Here is a 19,084-nt window from a genome sequence, read left to right on the forward strand (position 1 = left end):
CGGCCCCCCGCCGGGTGGCAGAGGGCCGAGGGTCGCCTGTCCGGGGCACTGGCCTGCCCCGGGCAAGGGATCAGTTGACCTCGAATTCCAGCGGCTTGACCTGCTGGAACTTGCCGGTGGCCTCGAGCGCCTTGATCGCGGCGTCGGGCATCGGCGCGTCGAGGTAGAGGATCGCGATCGCGTCCTCGCCGACCGACGAGCGGCCGAGGGTGAAGTTGGCGATGTTCACGCCGTTCTCGCCCAGCGTCGCGCCCAGCGTGCCGATGATGCCCGGCACGTCCTGGTTCGTGGTGTAGAGCATGTGGGCGCCGACCTCGGCGTCGAGGTTGATGCCCTTCACCTGGATGAAGCGCGGCTTGCCGTCCGAGAACACCGTGCCCGCGATCGAGCGCTCGCGCTTGTCGGTGACCATGGTGATCTTGACGTAGGCGTCGAACACGCCCGACTTGCCCTGGCTGGTGGTCGAGACCTGCACGCCGCGCTCTTTCGCGACGATCGGGGCCGAGACGAGGTTCACGTCGGGGTTGGTGGCCTTGAGGATGCCCGCGATCGCCGAGGCGTTCAGCGCCGCGAGGTTCATCTCGGCGACGGTGCCGTCATAGAGGATGTTGATCGCCTTGATCGGCTCGTCGGTCATCTGGCCGATGAAGCTGCCGAGATGGCCGGCAAGCTTGATCCAGGGGCCCATCACCGCGGCCTCTTCGGCCGTGACCGACGGCATGTTCAGCGCGTTCTGCACCGCGCCGGTCAGCAGGTAGTCCGACATCTGCTCGGCGACCTGAAGGGCCACGTTCTCCTGCGCCTCGGTGGTCGAGGCGCCCAGGTGCGGGGTCACGACGACGTTGGGCAGGTTGAAGAGCGGGCTTTCGGTGGCCGGTTCGACCTCGAACACGTCGAAGGCGGCGGCGGCGACATGGCCGGACTTCAGCGCCTCGGCCAGCGCGGCCTCATCCACCAGACCGCCGCGGGCGCAGTTGACGATGCGCACGCCCTTCTTGGTCTTGGCGATGTTCTCGGCGTTCAGGATGCCCTTGGTCTTGTCGGTCAGCGGCACGTGCAGGGTGATGAAATCGGCCCGCGCCAGCAGCTCGTCCAGCTCGACCTTGGTCACGCCCATCTGCTTGGCGCGCTCTTCCGACAGGAAGGGGTCGTAGGCCACGACCTTCATCTTCAGGCCCAGCGCCCGGTCGCAGACGATGCCGCCGATGTTGCCGGCGCCGATCACGCCGAGGGTCTTGTTGAAGACCTCGACGCCCATGAACTTCGACTTCTCCCACTTGCCGGCATGGGTCGAGGCCGAGGCCTCGGGCAGCTGGCGGGCGGCGGCGAACATCATCGCGATGGCGTGCTCGGCGGTGGTGACCGAGTTGCCGAAGGGCGTGTTCATCACGATCACGCCCTTCTTCGAGGCGTTCGGGATGTCGACGTTGTCGACGCCGATGCCGGCGCGGCCCACGACCTTGAGGTTCGTGGCCTTCTCCAGCAGCGCCGCGGTCACCTTGGTGGCCGAGCGGATCGCGAGGCCGTCGTACTGGGCGATGATCTCGGCGAGCTTTTCCTTGTCCTTGCCGAGCTTCGGCATGTAGTCGACCTCGACCCCGCGGTCGCGGAAGATCTGGACGGCGGTTTCGGAGAGTTCGTCGGAAACGAGAACGCGGGGGGCCATGGCGGGCTCCTTTGGACTGGGGCTTTCGGGGCGTGCGGACGCGGTCGGTCCGGTCACCCCCATGCGCAAGCTGTGTGGGATCGGGGGCGCGCGCCCCGTGGGGTGCGCGCCGTCAGTCGCAGGTGTCGTGCGGGATCAGGCGGCTTCGGTCTGGGCCGCGATCTCGGCCTCGAAGGCCCATTCGATCCAGGGCATCAGGGCGGCGACATCGGCGCTCTCGACCGTCGCGCCGCACCAGATGCGCAGGCCCGGAGGGGCGTCGCGATAGGCGCCGGCATCCAGCGCCACGCCTTCCTTCTCCAGCCGCTTGGCGACGGCCTTGGCGAAGGCGGCGCCGTCGGCGATGCGCGCGTCGGTGAACTTCAGGCAGACCGAGGTGCAGGAGGCGGTCGCGGCGTCCACCGCGAGGTTCGCGATCCAGTCCTTGCCCGCGATGAAGTCGGCGATCGCCTTGGCGTTCGCTTCCGAGCGGCCGATCAGCCCCTTCAGGCCGCCGACCGACTTGGCCCAGTTCAGCGCGACGATGTAGTCCTCGACGCAGAGCATCGAGGGCGTGTTGATCGTCTCGCCCTTGAAGATGCCCTCGATCAGCTTGCCGCCCTTGGTCATGCGGAAGATCTTCGGCAGCGGCCAGGCGGGGCTGTAGCTTTCAAGCCGTTCGACGGCGCGGGGCGACAGGATCAGGATGCCGTGCGCACCCTCGCCGCCCAGCACCTTCTGCCAGGAGAAGGTCACGACATCGAGCTTGTCGAAGGGCAGGTCCATCGCGAAGGCGGCCGAGGTCGCGTCGCAGATCGTGAGGCCCGCGCGGTCGGCCGGGATCGCGTCGCCGTTCGGCACGCGCACGCCCGACGTGGTGCCGTTCCAGGTGAAGACGACGTCCTTGTCGAAGTCGACGGTGGCGAAATCGACGATCTCGCCATAGCCGGCCTTCTTGACGGTGGCGTCGATCTTGAGCTGTTTCACGACATCGGTGACCCAGCCTTCGCCGAAGGATTCCCAGGCCAGCATCTCGACCGGGCGCGCGCCCAGGAGCGACCAGAGGGCCATTTCGACGGCGCCGGTGTCCGAGGCGGGCACGATGCCGATGCGGTAGTCGGCGGGAACGCCGAGAATGTCACGGGTGAGGTCGATCGCCTCGGCGAGCTTGGCCTTGCCGATCGCGGCGCGGTGCGAGCGCCCGAGGGGCGCGTCGGCCAGCATGTCGAGGGTGAAACCGGGGAGCTTGGCGCAGGGGCCGGACGAAAAACGCGGATTCGCCGGGCGGGTCGCCGGGGCAGTGGTAGCCATCGATAGTATCCTTACAGATATACGCCCTTCGTTGGGGAAGGGTGTCCCGCCGCCGCTGATATGCCTGTGCCCCGCGACTCGCAAGAGAAATGTTTTGCGACGTTTCACGACAGGTTCGCGTCATCGCCGGCACCTGGCTTACCCGACCAGAAATTGACTACGGAAGGGTGACGGACGCCGTGTGCCCGCCCCCCTCCGGATCACTCTGTCCGGTGCGGCGCCCCCCGCCCCGTCCGGGGCTTCGGGCCGCGCCGCCGCTGCAGCAGGCCCAGCCCGGCCAAGGCACCCGTCAACAGCGTCCCGCCTGCCGGCAGCGGCACGGGGGCCGGCGGAGTGGCGTCAGCCGAGGCGGTCACGCTGCCCGCGAGCGTATCGAAGACGAAGCTCCCCTGGATCACCTGACCCGATGCCGGGGCCGTCGCTGCCGCGGCCAGAAGCATCCGCGCGAAGGCTGACGGCGCTTCGTAGCTGAAGACGCTGAACACCCCGCGCGTGACCGTCGCGTCGGCCAGATCCAGCGGCTGGAAGATGGTGCCCTCGATCGTTCCCGGCGCGAAATCCAGGTCGAGCGCGAAGTCGGTGGTGTCGTTGCGCGTGATCGTGGAGCCGTCGGCGGCGTAGTCGATCGACTGCTCGAGCGCCGTGAAGGCGAGGTGGTCGGGAATGATCTGGCTGTCCGCCGTGCCGACGGCATAGCTCGTGTAGATCGCGTACCGATCGGCCGCGGTGGGGCCCGCCGGGATCTCGTAGACGGCATCCCCGACGCTGAGCCGTGCCGTCACCGTGCCACCGGCATGGTACTGCGAGGCCGTGCCCTCTTCCCCGCCGTAGAAGGCGCCGGCGGCGGTGTCGTAGATGTAATCGAGCGCGAAGGGTGCCGTCGCTGCGCTGTCGACACCATCGCTGGTGATCACGTAGGACAACGTTCCCGATCCCTGCAGCGAGATGACCGCGGCGGCGGCGGGGCCGGCCCCGAAGGCCGCGAAGACGAGCAAGGACGCGGTAGGCAGAGCATGTCGCATGGCAGATCCGGTTCGCAGAGAGGTTCGACAAGTTGGGCAGAGTTGGTCCCTGGCTTTTCAACCGGTCAAGAAACTTCGCCCTGCAAGCCAATGGAAATCATCGTGTTTCGCAATAGGCCGGACATTGCGAACCCGAAGCGAAGCCACGCTGCCGGAAAAGCGGGCGTCACCGCCCCTCCGCGCTGTCACGAAACGCTCACATGGGCGAGACGCCACTGTCACGAACAGGGTCTAGCCGGAGCGGCACGCAATCCAAAGGTCCCCCACATGATCCGCCGCCTTGCCCTTGCCGCCCTTCTCTCCGCCACCGCCGGCCTCGCGCAGGCGCAGTCGATGAGCCCGCTCGACTATCCGCAGCCCGCCGAGGGCACCGACTTCCTGACCGTGGTCGAGATCCCGCAGGGCAGCTTCACCAAGTACGAGCTGAACACCGAGATCGGCTATGTCGTCGTCGACCGCTTCCAGTCGATGCCGGTGGTCTACCCGGCCAACTACGGCTCGATCCCGTCGTCGATGGGCGGCGACGGCGACCCGCTGGACGCGCTGATCTACACCCGCGAGCCGATCGTGCCGGGTGCGGTGATCAAGGGCCGCCCGATCGGGATCCTGCACATGATCGACGGCGGCGAGGAGGACAGCAAGATCGTGGCCGTGCCCGCCTCGGACATCGACCCGACCTATGACGACATCCAGGACATCTCGGACCTGCCGGCGATCGAGCGCCAGCGGCTGGAGCAGTTCTTCGCCGTCTACAAGAACCTGCCCGAAGGCCGCAAGAAGGTGGAGCTTTCGGGCTTCGGCGACGCGGCCGAGGCCAGGTCGGTGATCAGCACCGCCTTCGACGCCTACAAGGCCGGCCACTGAGCCGGGCCGCCGGGTCGGGGGACTGCCGGGAAACGGCGGCCCCCTGCCCCGTCGGTGCCGCATCTGCCGCCGCGGGCCGCGTCGACGCGGCCGCGCGTACGGCCCCGATCGCAGGGTCTCTCGCGGGGGCCTCTCGCGGGATGCCGGACCGGGGTCGGGCTGCATTCGCCCACCCCGCCAGGACAGCTGGCCAGGACAGCGGGCCAGGACAATCGGCCCCGCCAGGCCCAGGCGGCTGGAAATCCGGGCCCGGATCGGCTAGCGCCGGATCGACCGCAGCTGATCCGGGACCCAGATGACCGCCCAAATCGCCACGCTCCTGGCCGCGCCCGCCCGCGCCGACCTGCAACACGCGACCGTCGCGGCCCTGCGCGATGCCTGGGGCGGCGGCGAGATCCGCTGGCTGGCCGATGGGATCGCCGCCGAATTCGCGCTCGCCACCGCGCCTGCAAGCCGCTGGGAGGACTGGGCCGCGCTGCAGTCCGAGGGCGTCGACCTGGTGGTGCAGCCCGCCGAGGGCCGCAGGAAACGCTTCCTGATCGCCGACATGGATTCGACCATGATCGGCCAGGAATGCATCGACGAGCTTGCCGACATGGCCGGCGTCGGCGCCCGCGTCTCCGACATCACCGCCCGGGCGATGAACGGCGAGCTGGATTTCGAGGGCGCGCTGACCGAGCGGGTCGGCCTGCTGAAGGGCCTGCCGGAGACGGTGATCGCGCAGGTGCTGGCCGAACGCATCACCTACACCCCCGGCGGGCGGGCGCTGCTGGCGACGATGAAGGCCAACGGCGGCTATGCGGCGCTGGTCTCGGGCGGGTTCACCGCCTTCACCCGCGCCGTCGGCGGGCACCTGGGCTTCGACGAGACGCGGGCGAACACGCTTCTGGTCGCGGACGGCCACCTGACCGGCGAGGTCGCCCGGCCGATCCTGGGGCGCGAGGCGAAGATGGCCGCGCTGACCGAGATCTCGGCCCGGCTGGGGATCGGCCATGACCAGGTGATCGCGGTCGGCGACGGCGCGAACGACCTGGGCATGCTGGGCATGGCCGGGACCGGGGTCGCGCTGCATGCCAAGCCCGCGGTCGCCGCGCAATGCGAGGTGCGCGTCAACCACGGCGACCTCTCGGCGCTTCTCTACATCCAGGGCTACGCGGCCCAAGACTTCGTGACGGAGTGACGGCGATGACCGACGAGATCCTCGACGACCGGCAGGACGACCGGCACCTGACGATGACGGTGCTGATGACGCCGGACATGGCCAACTTCTCGGGCAAGGTGCACGGGGGGGCGCTCTTGAACCTGCTCGACCGCGTGGCCTTCACCTGCGCCTCGCGCTATTCCAAGCGCTATGCGGTGACGCTGTCGGTGGACCAGGTGTTCTTCCTCGAGCCGATCCTGGTGGGCGAGCTGGTGACCTTCCGCGCCGCGATCAACCACGCGGGCCGCACCTCGATGGAGGTCGGCATCCGGGTCGAGGCCGAGGAGATCCGCACCGGCTCCACCCGCCACACCAACTCGTGCTATTTCACGATGGTCGCGGTGGATGACGCCGGCCGGCCCGCGCGGGTGCCCGCCTTCGTGCCCGGAAACGAGATCGAGACCCGCCGCCACCGCGCGGCCGAGCTGCGCCGCGCGCTGCGCAAGGAATTCAAGGAACGGCTCGATGCCGTCTCGGGCGGCGGGGCAAGCTGACCGGACCCGGCCTTGCCCGACACGGGCACCGGACCACGAAAAAAAAAGGGCCGCGCCGGTGCGCGGCCCTGTCGATTTCGCCGGGCGCGGCCGTCAGGCCGTCGCCATCATGCCGCGGTCGCGGGCAAGTTCCTGCATCCGCTTCTGCAGCTTCTCGAAGGCGCGCACCTCGATCTGGCGGATGCGCTCGCGGCTGACGTCGTACTGCTCGGACAGTTCCTCGAGCGTGGCGGGGGTCTCGACCAGCCGGCGCTGCACCAGGATGTCCTTCTCGCGGTCGTTCAGCACGTCCATCGCGCCCGCCAGCAGCTCGCGCCGCGCCTGAAGCTCGTCGCGGGCCTCGAAATCGCCGGCCTGGTCGGCGCTCTCGTCCTCGAGCCAGTCCTGCCACTGGGTGGCGCTGTCACCGTCCGAGCCCACCATCGCGTTCAGCGAGGCGTCGCCCCCCGACAGGCGGCGGTTCATCGCTATGACCTCGTCCTCGGACACGTTCAGGTCCTTGGCGATCTGCGCGACGTTCTCGGGGCGCAGGTCGCCCTCTTCCAGCGCGCCGATCTTCGACTTGGCCTTGCGCAGGTTGAAGAACAGCTTTTTCTGCGCCGAGGTGGTGCCCAGCTTCACCAGGCTCCAGGACCGCAGGATGTATTCCTGGATCGCGGCGCGGATCCACCACATCGCGTAGGTCGCGAGGCGGAAACCCTTTTCCGGGTCGAAGCGCTTGACCGCCTGCATCAGGCCCACGTTCGCCTCCGAGATCACCTCGGCCTGCGGCAGGCCATAGCCGCGATAGCCCATGGCGATCTTGGCGGCGAGCCGCAGGTGGCTGGTCACCAGTCGGTGCGCGGCGCCGGCGTTCTGGTTCTCGACCCAGTTCTTCGCCAGCATGTATTCCTCTTCCGGCTCCAGCAGCGGGAACTTGCGGATCTCCTGCAGGTAGCGGTTCAGCCCCTGCTCGGGGCTGGGGGCGGGAAGATTGGCATAGCTACTCATGTCGTTTCCCTTTCCGGGCCACCCGTTCCGACGCAGCGGCCCCATTCTGCCCGTCCGGATCCCGGCACGGACGTGAAAACTGTCGATGCCCGCGGCGCCCGATCCATGGGTCCGCCAACATTTCAACTGAAGATGAACTAAACCGCAGAGTTTAGCAAGCGGAATCGGTCGGGCTCACCTGAACGTCAGCTGTGCAGGCCAGCCCATGACCGACCCGTTACGATGATCAACGAACGGCCCCCGCCCCCGGATCCGTCGCCGCGGCGCGGCGCGGCGCCGCGGGCGGCGCGTCACAGCAGCGGGCCGACGGTGGCCACGAGGTTGCAGGCCATGCGCCGCGGCAGGCCCCAGCCGCGGATCAGCTCGGGGTCGACCCTCTGGCTGTCGGCCAGCCAGTCCTCGAACCGGATCGTCAGCGCCGCGGCCAGCGCGACGTCATGGGCCAGCAGGTTGTTCTCGTAGTTCAGCTCGAAGCTGCGCCGGTCCATGTTGGCCGAGCCGACGACGATCCCCTGCCCGTCCGCGACCAGCACCTTGGCGTGCAGCAGGCCGGGGCGGAATTCGTACAGCTCGACCCCCGCCGAGATCAGCGGGCGATAGTAGCTGCGGCTGGCCAGGCCCACGGTGCGGCTGTCGTTGCGCGCGGGCAGGATCATGCGCACCCGCACGCCGCGGACGGCGGCGGCGCAGATCTGCTGGTGCAACGCCTCGTTCGGCACGTAGTAGGGCGTGACGATCAGCAGCTCGCGCTGCGCGGTGGCGATCACCGCCTGGAACAGGTCCGACACCGCCTTCTTGTTCATCCCGGGCCCCGAGCCGACGGCGATCGCGGTCACCCGGCCCTCGGGGCCGCCGGCGGCCTCGTGCATCGGCTCGGCCAGCAGTTCGGCCACGGTCTCGTAGGCATGGGTGGCCCAGTCGGCGGCGAACAGCTGCTGGTGCTGCCACACCACGGGCCCGGTCATGCGCACCATGATGTCGACCCAGGGCGCGAAGCGCGGCTTGATCGCAAAGGCGGGGTCGGCGCAATTCTGGCTGCCGGCATAGGCGATGTCGTTGTCGATCACGACGATCTTGCGGTGGTTGCGGATGTCGATGCGGCTGATCGACATCCTGAGCCGCGGCGCGCGGATCGCGAAGGCGCGGGCGCAGTGCACGCCCGCCGCCCGCATCCGGTCCCAGGTCTCGGACCCGGCGAAATGGCGCGAGCCCAGCGCGTCGACCATCACCCGGCAGGCGACGCCGCGCCCGGCGGCGCGGATCAGCGCCTCGGCCACGCGGGCGCCGTTGCGATCGTTCAGCCAGATGTAGAACAGCAGATGGCAGTGCCGGTCGGCGGCGTCGATGTCCTCGACCAGGCGGTCGATGAAGCCGTCGCTGTCGCGCATCATCTCGATGCGGTTGCCGGGCAGCGGCCGGAAGCCGTTCGCCGCGGCGGCGCGGGCGAAGGCGGGGCGGTAGGGATCGGGGATCGGCGCCTCGCCGGGGCTGGCGGCGGGTTCGGGCGGCAGGCTGGCGAAGGCCTCGGCCATGCGCTGGATCTTCCCGCGCGAGATGCGCACCTCGCCCACGAGGAAATAGAGGATGACGCCGAAGAACGGCAGGCCCAGCACCACCAGCACCCAGGCCATGCGTGCGGCCGGTTCGCGGTCCTCGCGCGCAAGCACCCGCATCAGCGTGAGAAGCTGCAGAAGGAAGTGCAGCGCCACCGACCATTGGAATGAGCTGAGCATCGCGTCCCCGTATGTACCGAGCCGAACCCGTGGAGAAGCATGGGGTTCCGGCCGCTTCCGCGCAGCCTTGCGCTGCCCGTTGCGCAGGCACAATCTGAAAACAATCCACAATTCCGGATTGCACGCATAAATTGTTTTCGGATTTTCACCGATCGCGGCGACAGTCGGAGCGGAACGCAAAGTGCCTGCCCGTCTCGCCACTTCGCATCGACGCCGACACACCGCGGTGCCCGGTGACGCGCGGCCCCGCGTCCTGACCACCGGCGCCCCCGTCCGCACCTGCCGAAGGCGGCGCCCGGGCGGTCCGGAACGCAGTCCGTCCAACCCGAAGCCGACAATGGAGCCCTCATGCGACGACATCCGTTCCCCGCAGCCCTTGCCGCCGCTGCCATCGTCCTTGCCGTCACCGCTTTCCCGGCCGCCGCGGCGACGATGACCATAATCGGCACCGGCATCCTGACCGAGCGGTCATGGGACATCACCGGCCTCTTCGGTCCGGCCGGTGCCAACCTTGGCGGACAGCGGGTCACCATGACCTTCGTCTACGACAGCGAGGCGCTGCCCTATGCCGACGCGTTCACCACGCCGACGCTTCGGGCGATCGGCGCGACGGGCACGCCCGAAGCACGGCTTTTCAGCACCTCTCTTCTGTCGATCGGCGGCGTGGAATACGCGGTCGCGGGCACCTACAACGAGACCGTCGGCCTCGGCCAGTATTTCGATCCGGCGGAAGAGGACAGCTACAGCGCCGGCAGCCAGACCTATGTCGACACCGGGCCGGTCTGGATCAACGAGGCGCTCTCGCTGCAGGTGTTCACGCTGCCCGACGGGGTGACGGAGCTCGACACGCCCTTCAGCCTGGGTGCCGCCGAGATCGGCCGATCCTATTCGAGCTTCTCGCTGTTCCGCCAGGACATGGGGACCGCCGCACCCCAGGTCTTCGCCTATGGCGAGTTCGCGGTCGACAGCCTGGTGGTCAGCAGCTCCGACACCCCGGCGGCCGTTCCCCTGCCCACCAGCGCACCGCTGGCTGCGACCGGCCTCGGCGCGCTGTGGCTGGTACGCCGACGCCGCGCCTGAGGACGCCGGGGGCGCCCCCGGCCGTCACGGCTCGGCTGCCGTCGACAGCAGTGCCGCCAACTCCGCCATGTCCGCCGGCAGCGGGCTTTCAAAGCGCATCTCCTCGCCCGTCGCGGGGTGGACGAAGCCCAGCGTCGCCGCGTGCAGCGCCTGCCGGGGGAAGGCCTCGGCCGCCTCGGCGCGCTCGGCCCCCAGCTGCGAGGCCGCGACCCGGCGCCGCCCGCCATAGGTCTGGTCGCCGAGCAGCCCGTGGCCGCAATAGCTCAGGTGAACCCGGATCTGGTGCGTCCGCCCGGTCTCCAGCCAGCAGTCCAGCATCGCGACCGGCCCCGGCCAGCCCTCGACCACGCGGGCGCGGGTGACGGCGTGGCGGCCCTCTTCCCAGACCACGGCCTGGCGCTGGCGGTCGGTGCGGTGCCGCGCGAGGTGGGTGGCGATGCGCAGGATGCCGCCGGCTTCGAAGCTGACGCCCTTCAGGCCGCGCAGCCGCGGATCGGCACGGTCCGGGATGCCGTGGCAGAAGGCGATGTAATGGCGCTCGACCGTGTGCGCCTCGAACTGGGCGGCAAGGCCGTGATGGGCGCGGTCGGTCTTGGCCACGACCAGAAGCCCCGTCGTCTCCTTGTCGATCCTGTGCACGATCCCGGGCCGGCGGGCCCCGCCGATGCCCGACAGGCTGTCGCCGCAATGGTGCAGCAGCGCGTTCACCAGCGTGCCCGAGGGCGTGCCGGGCGCGGGGTGCACCACCATGCCCGCGGGCTTGTCGATCACGATCAGCTCGTCATCCTCGTAGACGACCGACAGCGGGATCGCCTCGGGCAGCGTGTCGAGCGTCTCGGGCTCGCCGACGTCGATCTCGATCACCTCGCCGCCGGCGACCCTGGCCTTCGGCTCGGTGATCACCTCGCCGTTGCGGGTCACCGCGCCCTCGGCGATCAGCTTCGCGAGGCGCGAGCGCGACAGCGACCATTCCTCTGGCACGGCCTGCGCCAGCGCCTTATCAAGGCGCGGGGGCGCATCCTCGCCCAGAATGACGACGAGAGGGTCCCGGTCCGTGTCCAAGTCAGATGCTCCGCAAGCCGCGCTGCCGCCCGAGCTGAGGTTCCTCAAGATCCTCGTGACGGCGCTGGCAGGTGTGATGATGCTGGGGCTTCTAGCCATCGTCGGGCTGCTTGTCATCCGCTTCTCGACCGCGCCCGAGGTGCCGCGCCTGCCCGAGGCGGTGGTGCTGCCCGACGACGCCACGGCGCGCGCCGTGACCTTCGGCACCGGCTGGTACGCGGTGGTGACCGACCATGACGAGATCCTGGTCTTCGATGCCGAGAGCGGCGCGATCACCCAGCGCGTCCGCATCGCGCCCTGAGGCCGCGCCGCCGGAGCGGATGATTCGCGGCCGCCCGGCGCAGCCTGGGCGGCCCGGCCTGTCCGCGCCCCGTCAGTGCCGGTCGCATGGCCCGCGCCCATGCCAGGGCGGCCATCCGGTACCACGGCGACGCACCCGGCGCTGCCGCTAGGTCAAGTCATTAATGCGACATGAATTTCGCGTCGGCAAGACGCCGCCCAAGCGGCGCCGGCGCGGTCTGCGCGCGCCTGCGCCAGGCGGAGGACGTGGTCACGGCCCTGCCGCTGCCGAAGATTGACCGAAAATGACGTTTGCGCGACGATGCCAACGCCTGACCCCGTTACAAGTTCCATTTGAGCCACCATTACGAGGGCACCACCATGCAATTTGCGGAACTTCATAAACCCGACACGCGCGGACAAATCATTGCAGACCAGATCAACCGCAACGGCTATGCGGTGATCCACGACTTCGTGAACCCCGCCGACCTGGCGACGGCCCAGGACTTCATCCGGGCGGCCGTCAAGGCGAACGGCGGCGAATACACCGGCTTCAAGGGCACCGACCAGCTGCAGGACATCTTCCTCGGCCACCTGCCCGAGGATCCCGGCTTCGTCAGCCTGTGCCGCAGCATCTACGAAAGCGGCACCGGCACGCCCGCCCCGGACGAGGGGTTCTACCAGATCCTGCGCTGCCTGTCGGGCGCGGGCGCCAAGAACCACTCGATGCGCTTCCACTTCGACTCCTACGTGCTGACGGCGCTGATCCCGGTCATCGTGCCCGACCACGGCAACCCGGGACGGCTGATCATCCACCCCAACACTCGCGACATCCGCAAGACCTACATGCGCAACCTCGTGGACAAGACGCTGTCGGACAACGCGCTGTCGCAGCGGCTGCTGGGGCTGGCCTACAGGCTTGGCACCCGGCGGATGCTGCGGCTGGCGCTGCAACCCGGCAGCATCTACTTCTTCTGGGGCTACCGCTCGCTGCACACCAACGAGCCCTGCGACGCGGATGCGATCCGCGCAACGGCGCTTTTCCACTACGTGGATCCGCATTCGGACAGCCAGATGAAGCAGAAGCTGCGCCGCGGCTGACCGCCGCCGCCCTGCCCCACCTCATGACCGATGACGGCGCGCCCGGTCCGCGACCGGCGCGCCTCGGTTGCGCCTGACCGCGCGGCCCGCCGGCACGACGATCCCGCGCCGGGGCGATCCCGCGCCGGGGACGGGCTTGCCGCGTCGCGCAGGTCCGGGCCCGCGGCGCGCGGTCCCGCCGCGGTTGCAATCGCGGCCCCATCCGCTCTAAATGAGTAGTCATTTGAGGAATGGGACCGGGCATGCGCAACGCGGACCTCGCCGTGAAGATCTCGAACCGCGTGGTGCAGGACATCGCCGAAGGCCGGTTCGGCCCCGGCGACAAGATGGTGACCCAGTCGCTTGCCGACCGGCTTGGCGTGTCGCGCACGCCGGTGCGCAACGCGCTCGACCTGCTGGTCGGGCGCGGGATCCTCGACCTGGTGCCGAACCGCGGCTATTTCGTCGCGCGGGAGCTGCCCGAAGGCGCGCTCGCGCGGACCGATGTCGAGGACGAGACCACCGAGTACCAGCGCCTAGCCGAGGACTGGATCCGCGACCGCATCCCCGAGACGCTGACCGAGCTTGCGCTGCGCGACCGCTACGGCTGGACCAAGGCGCGCACGCTCGAGCTGTTGGCACGGGCGCAGCGCGAGGGCTGGGTCGAGCGCAAGGAGGGCTATGGCTGGCGCTTCCTGCCGGTCGCCAAGACCCCCGAGGCCTTCGACCAGATCTACCGCCTGCGCATCGCGCTGGAACCGGCCGCGCTTTTGGAACCCGGCTTCCGGGTCGATCGCGCGCGGCTGGCCGAACTGGCGACGATCCAGCGCCGCCTGCTCGAGACCGATCCCGAGAGCCTGCCGAACGAGACGATGCTGGGCCACGGCGCGCAGTTCCACGAGGCGCTCTGCGCGATGTCGGGCAACCCGTTCTTCCTGATGTCGCTCGAGCGGGTGAACCGGATGCGCCGGCTGATGGAATACCGCGCGCGGGTGAACAGCGCCCGGCTGCGCGCCGAATGCAGCGAGCATCTCGAGATCATCGCCCTGCTTGAGGCGGGGCGCGTGGCCGATGCCTCGGGGCGGCTGCACCGCCATCTGGTGGATGCGCGCGATCGCAAGGCGCCGAACGCCCGCGCCTGGGCCGAGCGCTGAGATGCGGCCGCGTTCGATCCGCCAGGGCATCTACGACCATTTCGCGGCCGAACTGCAGTCGGGCCGCATCGCGCCCGGCGCACAGCTGCCGACTGAGGCCGAGATCGCGCGCGACTTCGACGTCAGCCGCTCGACCGTGCAGGGCGTGATGGCGCGGCTGGCCGGTGACGGGCTGATCCGCCGCCAGCCCGGGCGCGGCAGCTTCGCCTGCCGGCGCGACGACGACATGCAGATCCGCGTCGGGCTCGACATCCACAACATCCGCTCGTTCGAGGACGAGATCGCGCTGACGGGCGACAGCGTGGGGTTCCGCCTGCTGTCCTTCGCGCAGGTGCCGGCGCCGGTGCAGGCCGCGCGGCGGCTCGACCTCGACGCGGGGGCGCCGGTCTTCCGGCTGCGCCGGCTGCGGCTGGTGGGCGAGGGCTGCATCGGCAGCGAGACGCGCTGGTTCCACCCCGCGATCGCGCTCGAGATCCCGGCCCGCGCGCTGGCAGAGGAGGGCGTGCACCGGCTGATCCGCGATCACCTCGGGCTCGAGATCGGGCGGATCGAGGCCGCGGTGCGGGCGGTGCTGGCGTCGGACCGCGATGCCGCGGAACTGGGCGTCGCCGGGGGCGCGCCGCTGCTGATGCGCGCCCACCGGCTGATGACGCCGGGCGACGAGCCGATCCTTTACGGAGAATCGCTCTACATCGAACCCTTCGCCTTTTCCTACTCGGCCGGCGTGCGCGCCTGACCCGGGCGCCCGAACCAAGGACGGGGCTCGCGGGCAAGCCCTTGGCTCGACTGCATTTGATTAATCAATACCGGAATGGGTAATCAAATTCCTTGCGCGCAGGCGTGCATTGGCTTTATTCGTTCGCAAAGCCAATACGGACCCAAGCCATGTTCTTCGCGCCGCCCCCCGAAGTTGAAGCGACCGTCTTCGCCCGCGTCCCCGAAGCGCTCGCCCCGCGCGACAGCTCGTCCTGGGCGCGGGTCCAGCATGGCGGCAAGCTGTTCCGGGCCTTTCTCGAGGGGCCGTCCTTCGACCGCGCGGGCAACCTGTGGTGCGTCGACATCGCCAACGGCCGCATCCTGTGCTGCAGCCCCGAGGGCGAATTCCGCGTCGCGGCCAGCTATGACGGCGAGCCGAACGGGCTGAAGATCCACCGCGACGGGCGGATCTTCATCGCCGACCATGCCCATGGGCTGATGGTGATGGACCCGGTCTCGGGCAAGGTCGAGCCGTTCCTGACCCGTCCGGGGCTCGAACGGTTCCACGGGCTGAACGACCTGCATTTCGCCGCGAACGGCGACCTGTGGTTCACCGATCAGGGGCAAAGCGGGCTGCACGCCCCCTACGGCCGGCTGTTCCGGCTGACCGAGGCGGGCGAGCTGACCTGCGTCATCGACAACCTGCCCAGCCCGAACGGGCTGTGCTTCGACGAGGCCGACGGCCATCTCTTCGTCGCGGTGACCCGCGCCAATGCCGTCTGGCGGGTGCGCTTCCTGCCCGACGGCCGCACGGTCGCGAAATCGGGCACCTTCATCCAGCTGTCGGGCGGGCTGGCCGGGCCGGACGGGCTGGCCATGGGACAGGGCGGCGAGCTGGTGATCGGCCACATGGGGCTGGGCACCGTCTGGGTGATGAGCCGGCTTGGCGAGCCGATGCTGCGCATCCGCAGCCCCGAGGGGATCCTGACCGCCAACATGGCCTTCGGCGGCCCCGGGAACCGCCATCTCTATATCACCGAGGCCTCGACGGCCTCGATCCTGCGGGTCGAGCTGCCCTTCGCGGGCAAGCCCATGTTCTCGCACCAGTAATCCACGAAGGACGGCCCGGGGGAGGGCCGGAAGGGAGAGGATCCGTGAAACAGCTCGACCGGCTGATGTCAGCCGTGGAACTTGCCGTCATCTTCGCCGGCACGACGATCGGCCTCGGCCTCGCCGTGCTGCAGGTGGTGCTGCGCTATGTCTTCTCGACCGGGATCCACTGGCTTGAGGCCGGGGCGGTCACCGCGCTTGTCTGGGCGATGCTGATGGGGGCGAGCCGCGCGGTGCGCGAGGGCGTGCACCCGCGCGTCGACCTGCTGGCGATGGCGCTGCCGCCGCGCCCGCGGGCGGTGCTGAACACGATCGCGCTGGGCGCCGCGCTGGTGCTGGCCGCCTTCTACGCCCGCGACGCGATCCACTACGCAAGCTTCGTGCAGACGATCGGCATCACCCACCCCGAATTCGGCGTCAGCGTCCTGTGGCCCTTCGCGATCCTGCCCGTGATCCTCGTCTTCCTCGTGATCCGCTACGCCATGGTCATCGCCGCGCTGTGGCGGGCCCCCGACCTCGCGCCCGAAGAGGCCTTCATCGCCCGCGTGGGCACGCCCAAAGAGGGGCGCATCGAATGACCATCGCCTTCCTGATCGCCGCCTTCTTCGCCCTCATCGTCATCGGCGCGCCGATCGCGGTCGCGCTTGGCGGATCGGCCGTCCTGTCCTCGCTGCTGTTCGCGCCGATCCCCGACGGGATCTTCGGCCAGAAGCTCTTCGGCAACGTCAACCACTACACGCTGATGGCGGTGCCGTTCTTCTTCCTCGCCGCCGATTTCATGGAGACGGGCGGGCTCGTCCACCGCCTGATCGGCGTCGCGCGCGCCCTTGTCGGGCACCTGCGCGCGGGCCTCGGCATGACGGCGGTACTGACCTGCATCCTCTTCGCCGCGATCTCGGGCTCCTCGCCCGCCACCGTCGCCGCCGTGGGCAACATCATGTACCCCGCCCTGCGCGAAGAGGGCTATTCCGAGCGCTACGCCATCGGCGCGCTGGCCACGGCGGGCGCGATCGGCATCCTGATCCCGCCCTCGATCCCGCTGATCCTCTATGGCTTCGTCACCGAGACGCCGATCCCCGACCTGTTCATGGCCGGCGTGATCCCCGGGGCGATCTACGGCGCGCTGCTGCTGGGCTCGGCCCGGTTCCTCGCCCGCAAGGAGACCGTCGCGATCCGCCCCCGCGCCACGGCGGCCGAAACCGCGCGCACCTTCCGCTCGGCGATCCCCGCGCTGTCGCTGCCGGTCTTCATCGTGGTGGGCATCTACGGCCTGCCGGCTTTCGATCTGTTCGGCATCTCATACGAGGGCGGCGCGATCTTCACGCCGACCGAGGCGGCGGCGGTCTCGGCCGTGCTCGCGATCGCGATCGGGCTTCTGGTCTACCGCGAACTGCGGCCCGCCGACCTGCCGCGGATCATCACCCGGGTCGGTCCGCGCGTCGGCATGATCTTCTGGATCACCACCAACGCGCTGATCTTCGGCTATTTCATCACCAAGATCGGCCTGCCGGGGCGGCTGGCGCAGGCGGTGCTGGACGCGGACCTGTCGCCGGTGACCTTCCTGCTGTGCGTCAACGCGCTGCTGCTGGTCGTGGGCTTCTTCCTGGAAGCGGTGCCGACGATCCTGATCTTCGCGCCGCTCCTGCAACCGGCGGCCCAGCAGCTGGGCATCGACCCGGTGCAGTTCGCCATCATCATGATCGTCAACATCGAGATGGGCATGATCACGCCCCCGGTCGGCATGAACCTCTTCGTGGCCTCGGGCGTGTCGGGCCTGCCGGTGGTCGAGGTGTTCCGCGCCGCGATCCCCTGGATGGCCGCGACCCTCATCGCCCTTCTCATCGTCACCTTCGTGCCCGCGGTCTCGCTCTGGCTGCCGTCCGTCGTCAACTGATCCAACGCCTCGAAGGCCAACGCGTCCGAGGCCTACGCTTCAAAGGGAGGAAACCATGAAGCTCACCACCGTGCTCGCCAGCCTGCTGCTGGCCGCCACCCCGATCGTGCTGCCCACGCTGGCCGCTGCCGCGCCGCTGACGATGGTGCTGTCGAACGACAACAACGCCAAGGGCCTGAAGGGCCAGACCTTCGACTACTTCGTCGCCCGCGCGCAGGAGGCGATGGGTGACGACCTGAAGGCCGAGATGCATCACGGCGGCACGCTCTTCGACCAGGACAGCCAGATCGTCGGCACCCAGCTGGGCGAGGTGCAGGTGATCTGCCCGGCGATCGGCATCTATTCGGCCCAGGTGCCGGCGGTGAACATGTTCGAGCTGCCGTTCCTGCTCGACTCGGCCGACAAGATCCGCGCCGCCTTCGAGGACGAAAGCCTGCGCGCGCTCTGGGTGCCGCAGCTGCAGGCCAAGGGCATCGAGCCGGTCGCGGTCTGGATGAACGGGCCGCGGATCCTGGCCCACAAGGGGCAGAAGGCCGTGCTGCAGCCGGGCGACGCGGGCGGCATGAAGATCCGGGTGCAGACCGCGCCGATCTACGTGGCCCCCTTCGAGGCCATCGGCTCGAACCCGGTCGGCGTCAGCTGGTCCGAAACCCCGACCGCGCTCGAACAGGGCGTCATCGACGCGGTCGAGCCGACGCCGAACGCGCTGCGCGGCTCGGGCATGTGGCAGATGATCGACGAGATCACACTGACCGATCACATCTACACCGCCTGGATCGTCGGCGTGAACAAGGCCTGGTGGGACGACATGTCCGACGAGCGCCGCGCCAAGCTGCAGGGCGCGCTCGACCAGGCGACGGACTGGAACCTCGCCCAGGCGGCCGAGATCAACGACGCCGATCTCGCCTTCTTCCGCGAGCAGGGCAAGGTGGTGAACGCGCTCGACGACGGCCAGCGTGCCGCCTGGGAATCGGCGATGAAGCCGGTCTGGCAGGAGATGGGCGAGAAGGTCGTGGGCGCCGAGGCGATGGCCCGCCTTGAGGAGATCGCGGCCGGCCACTGAGCGCGCGGCCCGCGCCCGCCCCGCCGTTCGCCCCCCCCCGGGGGCCGTCGGCCCGGGGCCGTCGGTCGATCGGCCGGTGGCCCGGCGCCTCCCGTCCGGCCGGGTCCGGGCCCGCCACACCAGGGGCTCCGGTCGCATCGCGCCGGGGCCCCTCTCGCGTGCAGACCGGCCGGCGGATCGGCACTGTGCCGCATCCCGGGCGGGCCGATGCGAGGGCGCCCCGGCGCCCGCATCACCGCGCCCGCCCCGGACCGACCGGCCGCGGCGGGGCCGACGGGCCGCCGCCGCGCCGCAGCCAGAAACATTAGAAACGGGCGTTGTTGCACTTATCAGTGAGGCGGATTCACGTCGTGAATCCTGCAGGTTAGCTTCGGGCCATGCCGAAGCCCTCTTCCCCTCGCTATCG

At 69.5% G+C, this 19,084-nt stretch carries 18 protein-coding genes; 12 read left to right on the forward strand and 6 right to left on the reverse strand.

What is annotated here, in order from left to right; genetic code table 11:
* Window positions 1–70 precede the first annotated feature (70 nt).
* From serA to V8J39_RS07145, 3 genes are all read right to left on the reverse strand, one after another.
* Window positions 71–1,666 carry a phosphoglycerate dehydrogenase gene (gene serA / locus V8J39_RS07135; protein ID WP_336460142.1) on the reverse strand — a complete coding sequence of 532 codons (1,596 nt, stop codon included), beginning with the start codon at window positions 1,664–1,666 and terminating at the stop codon, window positions 71–73.
* Window positions 1,667–1,801: 135 nt separating this feature from the next.
* A complete protein-coding gene (locus tag V8J39_RS07140; RefSeq protein ID WP_336460143.1) occupies window positions 1,802–2,956 on the reverse strand; it encodes a phosphoserine transaminase in 1,155 nt (384 codons plus the stop codon).
* Window positions 2,957–3,156: 200 nt separating this feature from the next.
* The gene (locus tag V8J39_RS07145) at window positions 3,157–3,978 is read right to left on the reverse strand and encodes a VPLPA-CTERM sorting domain-containing protein (protein ID WP_336460144.1); all 822 of its coding nucleotides are present in this window, start codon (window positions 3,976–3,978) and stop codon (window positions 3,157–3,159) included.
* Between the two features lie 267 nt (window positions 3,979–4,245).
* Here V8J39_RS07145 and V8J39_RS07150 point away from each other — a divergent pair, with 267 nt between their 5' ends.
* The 3 genes from V8J39_RS07150 to V8J39_RS07160 all read left to right on the forward strand — a co-directional run bounded on the left by V8J39_RS07150 (window position 4,246) and on the right by V8J39_RS07160 (window position 6,537).
* A complete protein-coding gene (locus V8J39_RS07150) occupies window positions 4,246–4,842 on the forward strand; it encodes an inorganic diphosphatase (protein ID WP_336460145.1) in 597 nt (198 codons plus the stop codon).
* Window positions 4,843–5,137: 295 nt separating this feature from the next.
* Window positions 5,138–6,022: a phosphoserine phosphatase SerB gene (gene serB / locus V8J39_RS07155; protein WP_336460146.1), complete on the forward strand. Its 885-nt coding sequence runs from the start codon at window positions 5,138–5,140 to the stop codon at window positions 6,020–6,022.
* Between the two features lie 5 nt (window positions 6,023–6,027).
* The gene (locus V8J39_RS07160) at window positions 6,028–6,537 is read left to right on the forward strand and encodes an acyl-CoA thioesterase (RefSeq protein WP_336460147.1); all 510 of its coding nucleotides are present in this window, start codon (window positions 6,028–6,030) and stop codon (window positions 6,535–6,537) included.
* A gap of 93 nt (window positions 6,538–6,630) precedes the next feature.
* On the opposite strand, the gene rpoH is transcribed toward V8J39_RS07160, so the two are convergent.
* Window positions 6,631–7,527, reverse strand: a complete 897-nt coding sequence (rpoH, locus tag V8J39_RS07165; RefSeq protein ID WP_336460148.1) for an RNA polymerase sigma factor RpoH — start codon at window positions 7,525–7,527, stop codon at window positions 6,631–6,633.
* A gap of 290 nt (window positions 7,528–7,817) precedes the next feature.
* Window positions 7,818–9,260, reverse strand: coding sequence for a cardiolipin synthase (gene cls, locus V8J39_RS07170; RefSeq protein ID WP_336460149.1), 1,443 nt, complete (start codon window positions 9,258–9,260; stop codon window positions 7,818–7,820).
* Between the two features lie 348 nt (window positions 9,261–9,608).
* On the opposite strand from cls, the gene V8J39_RS07175 reads away from it, so the two are divergent.
* Window positions 9,609–10,340 carry a hypothetical protein gene (locus V8J39_RS07175; RefSeq protein ID WP_336460150.1) on the forward strand — a complete coding sequence of 244 codons (732 nt, stop codon included), beginning with the start codon at window positions 9,609–9,611 and terminating at the stop codon, window positions 10,338–10,340.
* Between the two features lie 24 nt (window positions 10,341–10,364).
* On the opposite strand, the gene V8J39_RS07180 is transcribed toward V8J39_RS07175, so the two are convergent.
* Entirely contained in the window at window positions 10,365–11,402 is a 1,038-nt protein-coding gene (locus V8J39_RS07180) for an RluA family pseudouridine synthase (RefSeq protein WP_336460151.1), read from the reverse strand.
* Between V8J39_RS07180 and V8J39_RS07185 the strand changes: the two genes are divergently transcribed.
* The 8 genes from V8J39_RS07185 to V8J39_RS07220 all read left to right on the forward strand — a co-directional run bounded on the left by V8J39_RS07185 (window position 11,395) and on the right by V8J39_RS07220 (window position 18,678).
* The gene (locus V8J39_RS07185; RefSeq protein ID WP_336460152.1) at window positions 11,395–11,703 is read left to right on the forward strand and encodes a DUF6476 family protein; all 309 of its coding nucleotides are present in this window, start codon (window positions 11,395–11,397) and stop codon (window positions 11,701–11,703) included. The genes V8J39_RS07180 and V8J39_RS07185 overlap by 8 nt on opposite strands.
* 359 nt (window positions 11,704–12,062) lie before the next feature.
* Window positions 12,063–12,782 (forward strand): hypothetical protein, encoded by a 720-nt coding sequence (locus tag V8J39_RS07190; RefSeq protein ID WP_336460153.1) that lies wholly within the window; start codon window positions 12,063–12,065, stop codon window positions 12,780–12,782.
* A 242-nt stretch (window positions 12,783–13,024) separates the two neighbouring features.
* On the forward strand, window positions 13,025–13,915 hold the full coding sequence (locus V8J39_RS07195; RefSeq protein WP_336460154.1) for a GntR family transcriptional regulator: 891 nt from the start codon (window positions 13,025–13,027) through the stop codon (window positions 13,913–13,915).
* Between the two features lies 1 nt (window position 13,916).
* A complete protein-coding gene (locus tag V8J39_RS07200; RefSeq protein ID WP_336460155.1) occupies window positions 13,917–14,651 on the forward strand; it encodes a GntR family transcriptional regulator in 735 nt (244 codons plus the stop codon).
* Window positions 14,652–14,800: 149 nt separating this feature from the next.
* On the forward strand, window positions 14,801–15,721 hold the full coding sequence (locus tag V8J39_RS07205) for an SMP-30/gluconolactonase/LRE family protein (RefSeq protein WP_336460156.1): 921 nt from the start codon (window positions 14,801–14,803) through the stop codon (window positions 15,719–15,721).
* A 44-nt stretch (window positions 15,722–15,765) separates the two neighbouring features.
* Window positions 15,766–16,299, forward strand: coding sequence for a TRAP transporter small permease (locus tag V8J39_RS07210; RefSeq protein ID WP_336460157.1), 534 nt, complete (start codon window positions 15,766–15,768; stop codon window positions 16,297–16,299).
* Complete coding sequence (locus tag V8J39_RS07215; protein WP_336460158.1) at window positions 16,296–17,615, forward strand: TRAP transporter large permease; 1,320 nt, start codon at window positions 16,296–16,298, stop codon at window positions 17,613–17,615. The genes V8J39_RS07210 and V8J39_RS07215 overlap by 4 nt, the downstream gene beginning before the upstream one ends.
* 55 nt (window positions 17,616–17,670) lie before the next feature.
* The gene (locus tag V8J39_RS07220; RefSeq protein WP_336460159.1) at window positions 17,671–18,678 is read left to right on the forward strand and encodes a TRAP transporter substrate-binding protein; all 1,008 of its coding nucleotides are present in this window, start codon (window positions 17,671–17,673) and stop codon (window positions 18,676–18,678) included.
* Window positions 18,679–19,084: the final 406 nt, after the last annotated feature.

It is taken from the genome of Frigidibacter sp. MR17.24, from assembly GCF_037095655.1.
Taxonomy (GTDB): Bacteria; Pseudomonadota; Alphaproteobacteria; order Rhodobacterales; family Rhodobacteraceae; genus Frigidibacter.